Source organism: Paenarthrobacter sp. MSM-2-10-13 (genome assembly GCF_011605365.1).
Classification (GTDB): domain Bacteria; phylum Actinomycetota; class Actinomycetes; order Actinomycetales; family Micrococcaceae; genus Arthrobacter.
Window position 1 is genome coordinate 1 of sequence record NZ_JAAOXO010000017.1, and the last position, 14,165, is coordinate 14,165.

Consider the following 14,165-nt stretch of genomic DNA (forward strand, 5'->3'; position numbering starts at 1 on the left):
GAGCGGACGCCTAGAATCCGCAGGACAGCAACCAGAAAACGTCGTAGACAAGACAGGGCCAGGGGGTCCGGAGCTCTGCGACGGCACGCCCTGGACCCAACAGCCGGCCGCGCCAGCGGACGCCCATATGGGGGTGAGCCCTGGCGAACCTCTGGTGTGGCATGCTTGGAGCCGTAAGCAGCAGGATGTTTGCACAGTTGAGGGTCCGCATTCCGATGGAATGCGGGCCCTTGCCTGTTTTGTCGGACCCCTCCCCCAAGATGAAAGCTGGCGGCCAGCACCCTGGGCCGCCGTTCTTTGGCGTGTCTATTCGAATATGTGTTCTAAGGTTGTGGTATGTCCTCCGAAGAGTTCGCGGCCGCGCTGCAGGCGCAGTACGCGCGGCGGGCCGGCCCCATCGGACTGACTGTGGAGGAGCTTGATTTCGAGCATTTCCCGGTCAAGAACGGGTATCCGGGGATCCTGGTGAAGGCGTGGATCCGGTTCCCGAACTGTGCCGAGCTGGTGGACGGCGAAGTGTTCGCCTGGACAGCGAAGGCGGCCGAAGTGACGTGGAAGGACGGGCCGGTCACGTACCGGACCTGGGTGTGGAGTTCCGCGGTTACCCGCCGGAAAGAAATGATGAACAGGAATTTGGGAGAGCGGACCCGTGGCAAGAACAGCAACTGATGAACCACTCGACGTGCCGGTGCAGGTCAGGTTTACCGCCAAGGGCATTCCCTTGGCCGTCCGGTATGACGGGCGGATCTGGGCTGTGGCCGCGGAGCCAGTGCATTGGTTCACCCGTGCGGACTGGTGGAACACGGCCAAACGCGCCCCCGTTGGTTGTGGTGATCTGGTCAGTGTTGAGCATTGGCAATTGCAGGTACGGCTGACATCCACCTCAGCGTTACGAACGCTGGAGCTGCGCCGTGAGCCACTGTCGGAGCAATGGCTGTTGGTGGCCATCATGGACGAAGGAGCTGCCGCCGCCTAAGCCCGCTAGGGCTGGCGGTGGTAGCGTGGCACTGTGACAAGATGCGCCCCCTGCATCCGCCCGTGTCGCTGGCCCTGGCCAAGCCGGGATTTGCATCCCGGCTGAGACCGCACTGTCCGGCGGTACCACTACGAGCGTGGCGCGATACTCAGCTCAGCGGCTCGGTTCAGGTCATGAAGCGGCGACAAATGACTTCGCTACCGATTCCATATCCTCGTGTGGCAGAGCCCGAAGGGTCTGACCACTACCCAGCTCCCAGATCGAGAAGCCATCCTTGCCGTCCGGCGTGCCGTCGGGTTTCCAAGTCCCCTCCGTTACGAACTTGACCTGAACCGTCGTGGGAACGTCTTTGTGCGGCTGAATAGAGAGCAGCTTGCGGCGGCCGTCACCCTCGACGAGATGGTTGCCCTTGGTGTCGACGCAGATCACTGTATCCTCTGACCATACGAGGAAGTCGGGGAAGAACCAGACCGTCTGGCCGAGCGAGACCAGAGGGATTTTGTACCCCGTCTGCGATCGGTTGCGAGCCCACGGGAGTCCCGTCTCATCGATCGCCCGCGCAAAGCGTCGTTCGAGATCGGTAAGGCCGTCGTAGCCTTCGTGAAGGGCGTTCTTGAAGGTCTCCATGCTGCCACGGCGCACGAGTGTGCTGCCGATCGTGTACGGCTTTGGCTTGTGCTGCTTGACGACCGCGTACCTGAGGTACTCGTCCACAGCTTCAGCGGCGTTATCGGTCAGGCTTGCGTAGGCACTGCTGCCGACCCCGACCTTGGCGTCAAACTTTTGCGTGTCGGTGTTCATAACCATGAGTGCAGGCCGGTAGCGGCGGGAGACCTCGCGACGGAAGACCCAGCGGGCATTAACGCGGTTGGACTGCTCAAAGTCGACCCACTCCGAGTCCACCGCTTCCCCAGCTCCGATCGTCTGCTGGACGGTCCGGCGCCGACCCACCCCGCGGGTATTAACCGAATCCTGAGAATAGTCGTGGACTTTGGCTATGACCTTTTCGACCGGTTCAACGGTTGGGGCGTTGTTGATGAACGTTCGGGGCACGGTTAGCTGCTGCTTCACGGGCAAGCTCTCCGGTTCTTCAGTCCCGGGGGGAGACGTCAGAATCCGAACCTCGGGCGCATCGCCTCCAAGCCCCTTCTTGACTTCCTCTACTACCTGCGCAAAGGAGTCGTTTCGGTCCACGCGGACGTAGAAGTGCGCAGTGTTTAGGCGGTCGGCCTCATAGTGAGTCGCGCCTGGCTGGCGCAGTACGCGTCCGACAATCTGGGTTATATCGACAGTGGACTCCATGGTCTTGTCGATGTAGGCGAAATAAACGCTGGGATCGTCCCAGCCCTCCTGGAGGGTCTTGTTGAAGATGATGTGCCGGTAATCCCCAGCCATGAAGTCTTCGTAGTCGCTCTCACCGCCGTTGAACAGTGTGAAGTCGGCAGGTAGAGGGAAATCCTTGTCCGTCTTGAGGTTCGCGTATACGGCAATCTCATCTGCCGGCACACCGCACTGGTCTGTGAGGTAGCGCCAGATCGCGATCGGTGGGGCTTGCCGTTGGTCGAAAGGCTGCTTGGGGTCGTCCGTCTGGCTCGCATCATCGGCAAGGATGTTCGTGTTGCAGACGTAGATCGCCTTTGGCATGAAACCCAGGTTTTCCGCCTTGGCGGCGTCATCTGCTTCGCCCAGGTCGCCGAGCATCTCGGAGATGGTCTCCTCCATCGGGGCATTGAGCCCGTCGAGGGAGATCATGCCTTTGACGAGTCCGGAGGCGACCACTGTGGAAGACTTCACGGGCGTGATCAGATCCGTGTCCTTGTAACCACCCGACGTCCTTAGAGGCTGGATGACCTCAGAGTCGAACTGGGCCGGGAACCTCAGCGTCGCGCTTGCTAGCAGGAAGACAGAGGGCTGCTGCTCGATGAGCAGCGTCGTCTGTTGGTCGCTCAGGTTCTGTGCCTCGTCATAGACGACGACCAGTGGCCTTCGCCGTCCATCGGTCAGTTCGCGGAGCTTAAGCGCCTCCCAGCGTGTGGATTCAATATTGTCGGTATCGAGCGCGAAGATCCTCAGGTTGCTGTTCTCGCGGTCACGCTGGTTAAAGGTGCCGACGGTCGCGAAGTAGAGCAGTGCTTCCTTCGAATTTGCGACGTCCTCGGGGTCGTACTCGCTGAGCAGGCGAACCGTAATGTCAGAGAGGAGGTGACCGTACTTCCCGCCATCTGCCAGATTGGCGTAACTCTGCTGGACCACCACCTTGCCCTTGGACAGCCAGAGAATGACCGGCGGGATCTCCGACATGGCGACGATCTCGCTGACCGCCTGGGCCAGTATCGCGGTCTTGCCGGATCCCGTGATGGACGCCAGCGCTTGATAGAACGGAACGTCACGGCGCTTCGCACCCCGCCCGAAAGATATGGGGTCCGTACTGTACTCGATGTAACGGTCGGCCATCTGAGAGGCCGCGTCCTGCTGGAACTGGAACAGTTCGATCGCCATGCTCAGCCTTCCTCGGTGAACGACTCGGTGCGGACGTCCAGTCCGAAGTCGGACAGGATCCGGTCAGGGATCTGGTACCAGACCACGTCGTCCGTCACGAGCAGGTTGCGCCGGCTGTAAACGTGGTAGACCTCGGCCAGTTCGGCCTTGTCGGCTTCCTCCGTGATCGCTTCGTAAACCTCTTCGGTCAGATCAGTGTTAGACCCTGCACCCGACCAAACCAGGTAGATTCCCTCGTTGCTCGCGTTCTTAGCGACCAGATACTTATATGGCTCATCGTCCTCGCCGTCGGTCAACGGGATGAGCGAGGCCGATCGACGGCTGCCGGTGCTTGAGTGGGACGCGATGACGGTGTCGATCATTTCGTCCCGCTCCATCAGCAGGAGCGTCTTGGCGTCGACCTTCTTCTGAAGCGTCTTAAAGGTGAAGCCGCCACCGAGCGGTGCGTGCTTCTTCTTCGACCATCCACCGTCGATCACTCTTTTGAGTCGGTCGACGGTCAGGGTTTTCGCATACGAGTCACCGTTGTCCGGGCGGCCCTGCTCAATGAGAATGAAGCGCCGGTCGGCACCCTGATCGTGGTTGAGCTTCAGGACCGCGTGTCCCGTGGTGCCGGACCCTGCGAAGGGATCGAGGATCGTCCCTGCCGGGGGGCACCAGATCTGGATGAGCTTGGTCATGAGCTTCATCGGCTTCACGGTTTCGAATCCGTGCCCGGGCCCTACGATCGCCGTCAGCTCGTTGACGCCGGATTGGCTGTGGCCTGACTCTTCATGGTCCCAGGAGACGTCGCCGAGTGCGTCCGGCTCGTCTACATCGTCGTCGGCCCAGTAGGTCATCGGCACGCGGCCCTGCTTTACGTCCTCAAGGTACTTCTTCTGCTGGGGCCGGCCCTTTCCATCGAGCCCGAATATGAGACGTGGCCAGTCGCCAGCCTCACGACGCTTTTCCGCTGTTTCTTGGGTGTCGTCGAGGTCGGATTTCACCATGACCGCGCGAACCATGCGCGTCTCTGCCGGGGAGATCCCGATGATGCCAGCGCGAATCTCCGCGTCGTCTACATCGCGTAGCTCGTAGTCGATGCCCCATTCGGAGAGCCATCGAAGGGCGTCCGTCTGCGGCGCCCGCCAGCACTTGCCGGCAGGTGGGTAGTGGACTTCGCCCGTGAACGGCGACTGGATGCCGTAGACCATTCCCTGGTGGGTAAGTGCCTTAGGGCCCGAGAAGTTCTCGCCCTTCCACACGCGCGCGTCGTTGTCGGGGTTGCGGTAGCGGGCATCCATGCTGGCTGTGCGGGGCTGCAGCCCGGTTTTCGCGATCCGCTCGTCCTTCGCGTACACGAGGACGTACTCTGTAGCCGTAGAAACGTGACGGTTGTCCGAGCGGGGCGAGTAAGACTTCTGCCAATTGATGATCGCCAACCGGTTTTCTTCGCCGAACAATTCGTCGAGCATCTGGCCGAGATGGAACAGCTCACGGCTGTCGATGCAGATGGCGAGCACGCCTGAGGGCTTGAGCATCGCGCGCATCATCTGCAGCCGCGGGTACATGAACTTCATCCACTTTGTGTGTTTCGCGGGATCGTCGCTCCCAACGAACTCGCCCATGTCGGGGTCGTTGGGGTCCTTATCCCACTTGTCGTTGTACCGAAAGTCACCGCCGGTGTTGTACGGCGGGTCGGTGAGGATCATGTCGATTTGCCCGCGTTCACGGTAAAGCGAGGCAAGGGCTTGAAGGTTGTCCCCCTCGATTACCAAGTTCCGAGATTTGCCGTGCTCGTCCCCGGCGCTGAGGGATTTCACAGTGCGCTGGTTGCGCGGACGCACTCGGCGGCCAAGCTGCCGCGCCAGGACCTTGCCTGGAAACGAAAGATTAACGCCAGCGCCGGTCTTCTCGCGGATCATTTCGATCAGCTGCTCGACTGGCAGCGACTCAAGTTCTGCTACATCGTCCACGACGCGCCCCTTTGATGACATACGGAAAGGAAAAAGGGGCGGCACGCCCTCTGTAGCCTGTGGCTGCGGTATTGCGGCTCCTCATAGCCAGTAGACCAATGACCACCGACAGTGAAAGCCTCGCCTACCCTCATAGACTCGCCCATGCTGGAAGACAGGCTTTTCTAAGCTGAAGGAAGGCAAACACGCCTCCAAGTCTAGATGGGGGCTACGGGCTGCTTGACCACTTCTTTCGCCCACTGGTGAACCCCTGCAGAGCTTGTCAGTAACTGCTCTGGGTAGTCCGACTGAAGCCAGACGCAGACTGTGCAGCCGTGGCCATTCTGGTCCTCATTGATATCCAGTCAGTAGCGCGATACGTAGACGGGGTTCGCTGCAGCATCGCTAATCTCGACGGCCAAGTCCGTGCTCAGCCGATGGCCGTCGGCTTTCTTGGTCAGGAATTTCATGGCCGCAGCCTTTCGCTCCGCTTTGGAGTAGACCACTTGCCATGCAGGGAAGTTCCTAAGTTCCTCGGCTATCTCCGCCTTGCGAGCTCGGAAGTCCTGCTCAAACTCGTAAACCTTGGCACTTACTATCCTGTTAGCTTCGGGCATGACGCGATGGGACAAGGTGATGTCGTCGATCTCGTCCATTCCAGCTTCAGCGATGATAGTTGCCATGAGGTGCCGACGCTTGCCCACTTGTTCGCCGCGGTATTTACGGGATTCAGCCAGAACTGTCGCCGCCGTTTGGATGTTGGTGTAATACTCGGTCAGGCGTTCCCGCTGGGCTTCATTGGATTCTTCCTCTGACTCTTCAACCGCGTCGTGCAGCTCGTTGAGGAACGGAACGAGCCAATCAGTACCAGCGTGCCACTCATAAAGCAGCCCTTGGGCGGCCCAGACTACCGTCACACTTTGGTGTTGTCCGTTGTACTGCCGGGCAGCTTCAATCAGTTTCTTGGCCCGAGCGGACAAATTTTCCTGGTCATCGACAAGCTCATCTAGATAGTTCTGCACTTCGAAGGTGGAATCACTAGAGCTGATAAATGCCGCCCCAACCTTGGCTGCCATCCGGATGGCTTCGTCGACGTTGAGGTCGCTGCCATTGAGAGCTATATGGCTTTCACCCTCAATCTTTGCACCAGGCACGAACAAAATGCCGGCCTCGTAGGCGCGGGCCGGAATGCTCTCACCGATTTCTGCCAGCTCGGTGGAGGTGTACGTAAAGGTCATGATTCAGATATTAGGACGTACATCTGAAACACTCAGCCGCTTCACTCTATGGCTGGTCCTCATTCACTCCCGGCGCCTGGCCCTTCCTGAGTGTGTTCCGGTTTTCCCAAACCCAGTCTTTGACCTGGTCTCTGGAGACCAACCACGTCTTCTCGACTTGGTAAGCAGGAATCACTCCGGTTTGCAACCAGCGGTACACCGTGTTTCGAGAGAGCCCGAAGAGTTCTTCGAGGTGCTGAGTCGTCAGACGCTCCGGGTATTTGGCGAAGAGAGCTTCAAGGTACTTGGGGTCCACGCTGAGTCCGTCCCACCGCATGAAACCATCTCAGATCACGTTGGCAATCTGCCGTACTGAGAGTTTCAGGGTTACTAATGCTGTTGTTTGGGGTCATCAATGCCCTTTCGCGTCGGAGGGGACCCGATACAATCTTTGTGGACATCCCCAAGGAATGGGAAATGCCGGTCCGAGCTGACCGGGGTGATTGACCAAGAGTCGCTCGGGGACGCTGCAAGCTCGCCTTCCTTGGTTCAGGTAGTGCGTGGGTGCAGGATGAGGGGCTCCTGCACTGGCCGATGGCTGGATATGGAACAGCCGCCATGGCTTCCCTGGACCCCTCCAGGTCTGAATGAAGGAGATACCGGGGAGATACATGTCTGTTCGAACAAAGATAGACCTGCCATTCTCACTGATTAATCCATGGAGCGTGGTATCCGCTCAGGCAATCTCACCATTCCCCCCTCACGGGTCTGTTGTCCGCGTGTATGCAGCAGCAACCGACGTCATGGGTGTCGAGGTACGGAAGAAAGACCGGATTCAGCTCTGGAGCAGGATTGCGGACGAGCAGGCACTTAGCTTGATTGCTCAAATCCTCACCGACATAGACATAAGCACGACAGCCGACGCTGACACAGAGGTAGATCAACGTTGGATCGCCTCCATAGTGCACCCAGAAATCCGGACCCGCCTTAGCATCGCGTCAACGCTGGGCGACAAAATGTTTGCCCCACAGCTCCTGCTGCTCGCGGCAGGAGAAGCTCTCTCTTATTGCCCGCCAGGTCCGCCGACTGACACCACTGATGGCCTCGACGCCCTGATCTGCTGTCTGCTCGGAATTGGCGACGAAAGCGGCGCCGGAGATCCCGCCGGCGAAACTTGGGGAGGAGTGAATGCAGAACTTGCGGGTGAGATAATCGCAAACCTCCACTTCAACAAGTCCATGTGGGTTGGGCATCAGCTCTCCTGGATTGAACGCACTTGGTTTCAAGACTGGCCGAAACGGACGCCCACCACGGACGCTGTTGGCGGAGAACCGCGTGACCTCTTCAAAGAGGCAACAGGGGTCGAACTAGCCGATTTTGCCGCAGTCGCATTTAACGTCTACGCCCAAGCAGCCCTACACAAATTCGTCCGCTTCCCTAGCAAGTTTTTTGACACGCTCGGGCTGCCGCCAGCTGCAACGGAACACTTTCTCAGCGCCACGTCTCGGACAGTGCCTGAGCTCCGCGCCCAGATCCAGAAGGACATAACAACCTCCGGCGGTTCCCGTTACGCGTTCAACACGTTCCGACGCTTTCCGCTCGTCCAGCTGGCATCTGGGGAGTTCCTGGTACTTAGCCCCAACTTCGTCATCCAGAGGGCCCTCAGCGAGGTCACCTTCTTCGACGTCCGCCACCACCTCAAAGCATTCGACAAAAAACACGGCACCAAGCGGGATGAAGCATTCCATCAATGCACGACCGACATTCTCGAGCATGAAACAGGCGTTACCTTGCGGCGCATATTCTCAAGAGCCAAGGTCCAGGTTCTCGACGAGATCCACCTGCAACGAAGATTTGGCTCTAGGAGACATATGCCCAAGATCTGCGACTACGCAGTGCGGGTAGGAAAAACTTGGCTTCTCTTCGAGGTGACAGACACGCCCATTCCGGTGCCCGTGGTCTTTGCAAAAGCCAACGCTGATGACCTGGACTCCGAGCTAGATCGCGTACTGACGAAGCGGAAGGCCAAACAGCTAGCATCCACCATTAGCTTGCTTCAGCAGGCAGAGCCTGACCGCCAAGGACAATCTCGTCCGGGGCAGCTCACATTCATACCACTCGTCGTAACAGCCCAGACAGGCTTACCTTGGAACCCCACCGTCCATCATCGAGTAATTGAACGTCTCTCATCGATGCCCGAGTTGTCTCAAGAATCCTGCGCGCCTGTCGCCTTAATAACCAGTAAGGACCTCATGATCCTGGAGAACGCTGCCTCACTCGGATATGACGTCGTCGATCTCCTTCGCTCTTGGCGCCAAACCGACCCTGGCAATCCTCTTGATCAGCACCTACATCAGCGGGGAGTACCTCTCAGTTCCCCACGATGGGAAAAAGAACAAGCCGTCAAGACAATCAACAACTTTATGAAGCGGATGCAGGCCAATTCTGACCACTAGTTGAGAAGTTGCCGAACAACCACTCGGGGTTTGTCTTGTCTGCATTCATGCCACAAGCACCGTATCGGCTTCCTGGCACACCCCTTGGTGATCTAGCGTTCCACTTCCTTAGAACTGGGACAGGACAATGCGGGACATTCCCCGGCGGCTCAACCCGCGTAGCTGCACGTAACTTGATCGTCCCGGATGTTATGCCAAAACGTGCGCCATAATGTGCCGTCACGAGAACAACTTTCGGTACCGTGCGGGAATGGATATCGGATACGCGCGGGTCTCAACCGCCAAGCAGGATTTGAGTCGGCAGCTGGACGCCTTGGCGGCCGCCGGCGTCACGACGGTCTTTTCCGATAAGCGGTCGGGGGCCACAAGGGATCGGCCCGGCCTTCACGCTGCGCTGCAGCATGCCAGGGCCGGCGATGTAATCGTTGTGCATACGTTGGACCGCTTGGGGCGAACAGTGCGGGATACGCTCAACCTGATGCATGAGCTCAAAGAGCGTGAAGTGGGGATCCGGACACTAGCCGATCCTCTGCGCATCGATACATCGTCTCCCGACAGTCCCATGGCGCAACTGGCAGTGGTCCTGCTGGCCCTGTTCGCGGAAATGGAGCGAACCTATGCAGCCGAACGCGCGGCGCATGCCCGGGCCGTGGCTACAGCCAACGGCCGGCGCACGGGCAGGCCATCCGTCGTAGATCCTGACAAGCTCGAACATGCCGTGATGCTGCGGGACAAAGGGAAGACCATGCGCGAAATCGTCACCAAGACGGGTCTGTCGCGGACCAGCCTGTACCGGCACCTGCCGCCCCGCTCCCCCACCGCAAACTGAACTCGTCCAGAAACGAAATGGCGCCTTAGCCAGATCGGGCCGCGCTCCGCGCTCCCCCGACTTAACCGAGGGCTGGGTGATTGCTGACAAACGGCTTCACCGTATAGTTCAGCAATCCCCAAATCTTCCTCTGTTGCGGCTGCGTGATGTTGTCTTTGATGTGCTTGTTGAACATGTCTAGAAGAAACAGGTAGTCGTTTTCACCATTGTTGTTGTTGAACCGGTTCGCTGGGAAGGCGCCCGCTTCGTACAGCCACCGCAGAATGTCGCGGGAGAAATCCGCTTCGAGAAAGATCCGCTCTCCCGCGATAATCTTCTTTCTGAGATCGAACAGACCCCTGAACGTGGTGATCTGAAGGTTCAGTTCGCTGCTCTCAAAGTGCTCTACACACGTGCTGCCGATGTATTCCAGCGTCCGTCCATTGTGGCGATTTTGGATGGTGTACATGTATCGGAGATCCTGCTGCCCGCAGACGCATTCGCCTTCCTGGAGGGGATCTTCCTCCACCGCTACTACGCCCCACTCGTGCACCGCACGGAAGAAGTGGTCAGCCTCTGAGTTGTCCTCGATGACCTTCTTCAGCGTTTCAAAACTGTTCGCCACCATGGCGTCCCCCAATCTACGGGCCAAACTTTACAGCGCTCTCTAAGGGACTCTGGTTCTGTGGCTGTGAGCCAGGCACCACATTCCCTAGCAGCAGCTCTATTGTCGGCATTAGACCTAATAGCGACAAAAGACCTTTTGCCTACCTTCGGCCGCGTGCGATTTTTCCAGACGGTACGCGGGGAAACGGGTTGCCTCCGTTGTAAGTCTTCTCGCGTCCCTGCATCCTCACGAGGGCGGCTTCCCGAAGGAAGTCCGAGAAGGAGGCTTCCCGCTCGGCCGCGGTGGTCGGAGTATGAAACCATGCGGCTCGGATGCGTTCTAGTTCATCCTCGTCCGCGTAGAAGGCCCCTTTCGGCTGGGTTTTGCCGGCTTTATTGGCAACCTTCGGCGCAGCAGCCGGCGCGGCTGGATCCTGCGCGCGCGAAGGCGAAGGAGCCTGGTCTGTGATGAGCTGCGGCCCCGGATCCTCTTGATTTTTCATCACAGGCGCCTGGTTGTTTTGGTGCTCGATTGGGTGAGCAGCCCCGAGGGTGCTCTTTCGGCGTTCGGGTCGTTGTGCCATGTCAGCTCTCCAGGGTGCTGTAGTCGTGCTTTGGGAACATCTTTTCCAGGTGTGCACGAAGTTCGATTTCATCCAGATGCGCGAGGTGTCGTGCGTAGATTTCGTAGGCTTGCCGCGCTTTGTCGTCTCCGGGCCACTCGTCGAGGCCGACGCCGGCTTCCATGGCGTCTTGGATGACGCTCCAATACGGCACGTAGGGCGTGAAGACCCGCCACGGTGAGGCTTCGGCGAGGTCAGCTATCCATGCCTTGTGGGTCAGGGTGTTGCGGTTTCCGTTGACTATCACGCCCGCCACTGTCAGCAGGGGGTTGTAGTACCGGGAGACGCTGTCGAAGCTCAGCTGCAGCTGGCTCAACCCATCGAGGGAGAATTTGCCGGGTTGGCAGATCACCAGGGCGCGGTGCGCCGCTGCAAGCGCGTTGATGGTGTGCAGCTCTAGGCTGGGTGCGCAGTCAATGAGGATTATGTCGTAGCGGTCCAGGCTGTCCGCCAGGGCTTCTTTGAGCCGGTACTCGCGGCCGTGCTCGGTGTGTAGCTGCTGGATTGCTTTGGTCGTGTTGGAGTTGCCGGGGAGAACGGCGAGTCCTCCCCAGATGCCGTCGACTTCGACGTCTTGGACCCTCTCCCCCAGCAGCACGTCAGCAAAGGTGAGTTGGTCCGCTTCCACGTTGTCTGCTGCCAGGATGCCGCTGAGGTTTCCCTGCGGGTCGGCGTCTATGGCCAAGACTCGCTTTCCGGACGCAACCAAAGCTCTGGTGAGGCTGTACGTTTCCGTCGTCTTGCCGACGCCGCCCTTTTGGTTGATGAGCGCATAGATGGTCGCTGCCATGGAATCTCCAATCAGTGATGGAACGAATATAGCCAATATCCCTATTAGGACTTATAGCGACACGGTGTCCATAGGAGACAATATCGCCATTGGCCCTAACATCCCGGGACCGCTGTGGAGTCACCGGCTCGACGGGGACCACGATGAGCATCCGCTATATAGTCATTAGGTATAAAAACTATAGTAGCTCCTTTGTCGCTTTTATACCTAATACCCCTAACGGATATAAATCCCCGCCGTGATCCCCGCCGTGATCCCGGGTATGGCGGGTGAAGTCTCCAAGGCCTCGGTCATGACCCGACAATCGGGCGGTTGAAGCTTCGTGGACACGCAGTGAAGCTTATATACCTTTTATACCTAATGGATTTATTACACCCAGGCACGGTCAGGCCACCCGCCACAGCGTCACTTCGTCAGGGGGCAGCCAGTATTCGTCCCGCTCCTGGTCCCAGGCTTCATGTTCGCCAACCTGACTCGTGAGAAAACGATCCAGATACGCGTGCCAGGAGGCCCGCTGCAGCCGATTACGACGTATGTGCGCCTGGTAATCCTCCAAGACGCCCAGTCGCGCGGCCAGATTGGCGAGATCGATGGCAACGGTCTTCCATTGGCCGTTGTCCCGGCGGATCATGCCGAGAGCTTCCATCTCGGTAAGGGCTGCCGTCACGGCGTTGCGGCTAATGCTGGTGGAGCGCACGACGTCAGCGGTGGTGGGGGAGTGGCGGGCTCGTTCGATGGACTCGTATACGAGAGCTGCGACGTCTCCTAGGGCACGGAACACGGGCCGCACAGCGTGGATGCGGCCCTTGCGCCACATCAGTTCCCTGGCCAGTTGTTCATAGTGTTGAGGCAGCTGGATGAGATAGACGTCGGCTGCCTTGTGACGCGCGTCCGCCACTTTGGTGAGAATGCCATCTGAGGCCTGGGCCAGAATCGGCAGCAGCCGCGCAATGGTGACGTGGTGTTTGCCCAGGGCGACCGCGAGAGTGCGGCACCCAACGTCGAGAAGGTCGGTTTCTTTCGCGCGCATGTACCCCAGCAGTCCACGGATCAGCAGGCGGAGGCTGAGGCCTTCCCGGCCTCTAGCTGCCAGCCGGTGATCCAGTACAGCGAACAGGATGTTTTCCAGATCGTTGACCAGTTGGTGGATTGATGCAGAGCTAGCGTTGAGTGCCCCCCCTGTGGGTTTAGTGGGGCTTGTGTTGTTAATAAGGGCATTGTTTTTCCCTGTTTTACGGGGACTGCGTTTTTGGGCTTCGCGGGCATTGGTGAAGGCCTGGGCCTTGGCCCATTCAGTGGGCAGCAGCCGTGCCTGTTTGGCCGGCGTGCCGTACAGGGCAGCTAGGCCCGGGAACTGCCCGGTGAGTTCGTTCTGTACGTCTTCCAGGGCCCACCCACACGCGGAGAAGTGATTGAGTACGCCCATGCGTGCTTCTGAGGGGCTGGCGTACTTGGCTGTGTCGTAGAGACCGGTACGTGCGATTCGCCGCAGCGGAGATTCGCTGTGACCAGCGATGGGCAGCTGCGCAGCAGTAGACCTGGCTGTTGGCGCTGCTTTGGCCTGCCGTTCTTTGAGGACGCGGAGGCGGGCCAGCTCCGGCGCCAACGCAGTTCGAAGGGCTGCTAGTGCGCGCGGGGAGTTGCGGACGCGGAGGGTGGCGTAGGCCTGCGACAGGGGAGTGAGGAGAGTCTGGTGGCCGCCGGCCTTGTGCTTGGAGCCAGGGACACGGATGCACCCGTCGGTGATGTTCTGGTGCGGGCTTGGGTCCAGGCTCGTCGCCAGAAGGCCGAGGGCCTCGATGAGGTCTCGGGCTTTGGCCGCGGTAAGCCGTTCCTGCAGTGGGATGTAGATGTGCCTGCCGCCGCTGGGGGAGAAGTCCTCCACGAAGCTGACGTTTGCTTCCTGGAGAAGCTTTCCAAGCCGTGCCGCGTCTGATTCAACGACGCCCTTCACTGCCTTGGAGGTATCTAGGTCGATGCAGAGCGTGGCTACGGAGCCGTCCACGCCGTGGATCATCACTGCTGCCGGTCGTTCGGGCAGTGATGCCGTGATCGTGGGCGGGGTCGCGGGCCGGGGGTACTGGAACCGTGCGCCGATCCACCGACCCAGACGGTAGGACGGCTGACCGGCAATCAGTGGTGCCAGGACCCAGGCGTCTTGTGGCGTGACTTGACGTACGGCGGCGACACTCTCACGGGCATGCGTTGACGCGGAATTGACTTCCGGTACCATGGGGAACAAGACCTTTCCGTAAG

At 59.3% G+C, this 14,165-nt stretch carries 12 protein-coding genes; 4 read left to right on the forward strand and 8 right to left on the reverse strand.

From position 1 onward, the window contains the following. Positions 1-336 precede the first annotated feature (336 nt). Both HAV21_RS21445 and HAV21_RS21450 read left to right on the forward strand, forming a co-directional pair. Positions 337-669 (forward strand): hypothetical protein, encoded by a 333-nt coding sequence (locus tag HAV21_RS21445; RefSeq protein WP_166843091.1) that lies wholly within the window; start codon positions 337-339, stop codon positions 667-669. Further along, positions 650-976, forward strand: a complete 327-nt coding sequence (locus HAV21_RS21450) for a hypothetical protein (RefSeq protein ID WP_324645359.1) — start codon at positions 650-652, stop codon at positions 974-976. Before HAV21_RS21445 ends, HAV21_RS21450 begins: the two co-directional genes overlap by 20 nt. Positions 977-1,147: 171 nt before the next feature. Here the strand turns inward: HAV21_RS21450 and HAV21_RS21455 are convergent, their stop codons facing one another. From HAV21_RS21455 to HAV21_RS21470, 4 genes are all read right to left on the reverse strand, one after another. Next, positions 1,148-3,475, reverse strand: coding sequence for a DEAD/DEAH box helicase family protein (locus HAV21_RS21455; protein WP_166843092.1), 2,328 nt, complete (start codon positions 3,473-3,475; stop codon positions 1,148-1,150). Between the two features lie 2 nt (positions 3,476-3,477). Further along, entirely contained in the window at positions 3,478-5,430 is a 1,953-nt protein-coding gene (locus HAV21_RS21460; RefSeq protein ID WP_166843093.1) for a site-specific DNA-methyltransferase, read from the reverse strand. A 344-nt stretch (positions 5,431-5,774) separates the two neighbouring features. Next, a complete protein-coding gene (locus HAV21_RS21465; protein WP_166843094.1) occupies positions 5,775-6,647 on the reverse strand; it encodes a hypothetical protein in 873 nt (290 codons plus the stop codon). 46 nt (positions 6,648-6,693) lie between these two features. Then, positions 6,694-6,963, reverse strand: a complete 270-nt coding sequence (locus tag HAV21_RS21470; RefSeq protein WP_166843095.1) for a helix-turn-helix domain-containing protein — start codon at positions 6,961-6,963, stop codon at positions 6,694-6,696. Between the two features lie 310 nt (positions 6,964-7,273). On the opposite strand from HAV21_RS21470, the gene HAV21_RS21475 reads away from it, so the two are divergent. Both HAV21_RS21475 and HAV21_RS21480 read left to right on the forward strand, forming a co-directional pair. Continuing rightward, the gene (locus HAV21_RS21475) at positions 7,274-9,082 is read left to right on the forward strand and encodes a hypothetical protein (RefSeq protein ID WP_166843096.1); all 1,809 of its coding nucleotides are present in this window, start codon (positions 7,274-7,276) and stop codon (positions 9,080-9,082) included. Positions 9,083-9,332: 250 nt separating this feature from the next. Next, positions 9,333-9,911, forward strand: coding sequence for a recombinase family protein (locus HAV21_RS21480; protein ID WP_166843097.1), 579 nt, complete (start codon positions 9,333-9,335; stop codon positions 9,909-9,911). Between the two features lie 61 nt (positions 9,912-9,972). Here HAV21_RS21480 and HAV21_RS21485 read toward each other — a convergent pair whose 3' ends face one another. The 4 genes from HAV21_RS21485 to HAV21_RS21500 form a co-directional block, all read right to left on the reverse strand. Beyond that, positions 9,973-10,518 (reverse strand): hypothetical protein, encoded by a 546-nt coding sequence (locus HAV21_RS21485; protein WP_166843098.1) that lies wholly within the window; start codon positions 10,516-10,518, stop codon positions 9,973-9,975. 139 nt (positions 10,519-10,657) lie between these two features. Continuing rightward, positions 10,658-10,999: a hypothetical protein gene (locus HAV21_RS21490; RefSeq protein ID WP_166843099.1), complete on the reverse strand. Its 342-nt coding sequence runs from the start codon at positions 10,997-10,999 to the stop codon at positions 10,658-10,660. 82 nt (positions 11,000-11,081) lie between these two features. Then, the gene (locus HAV21_RS21495) at positions 11,082-11,909 is read right to left on the reverse strand and encodes a ParA family protein (RefSeq protein ID WP_166843100.1); all 828 of its coding nucleotides are present in this window, start codon (positions 11,907-11,909) and stop codon (positions 11,082-11,084) included. Positions 11,910-12,294: 385 nt separating this feature from the next. Further along, positions 12,295-14,142: a hypothetical protein gene (locus HAV21_RS21500; protein WP_166843129.1), complete on the reverse strand. Its 1,848-nt coding sequence runs from the start codon at positions 14,140-14,142 to the stop codon at positions 12,295-12,297. Between the last annotated feature and the right edge of the window lie 23 nt (positions 14,143-14,165).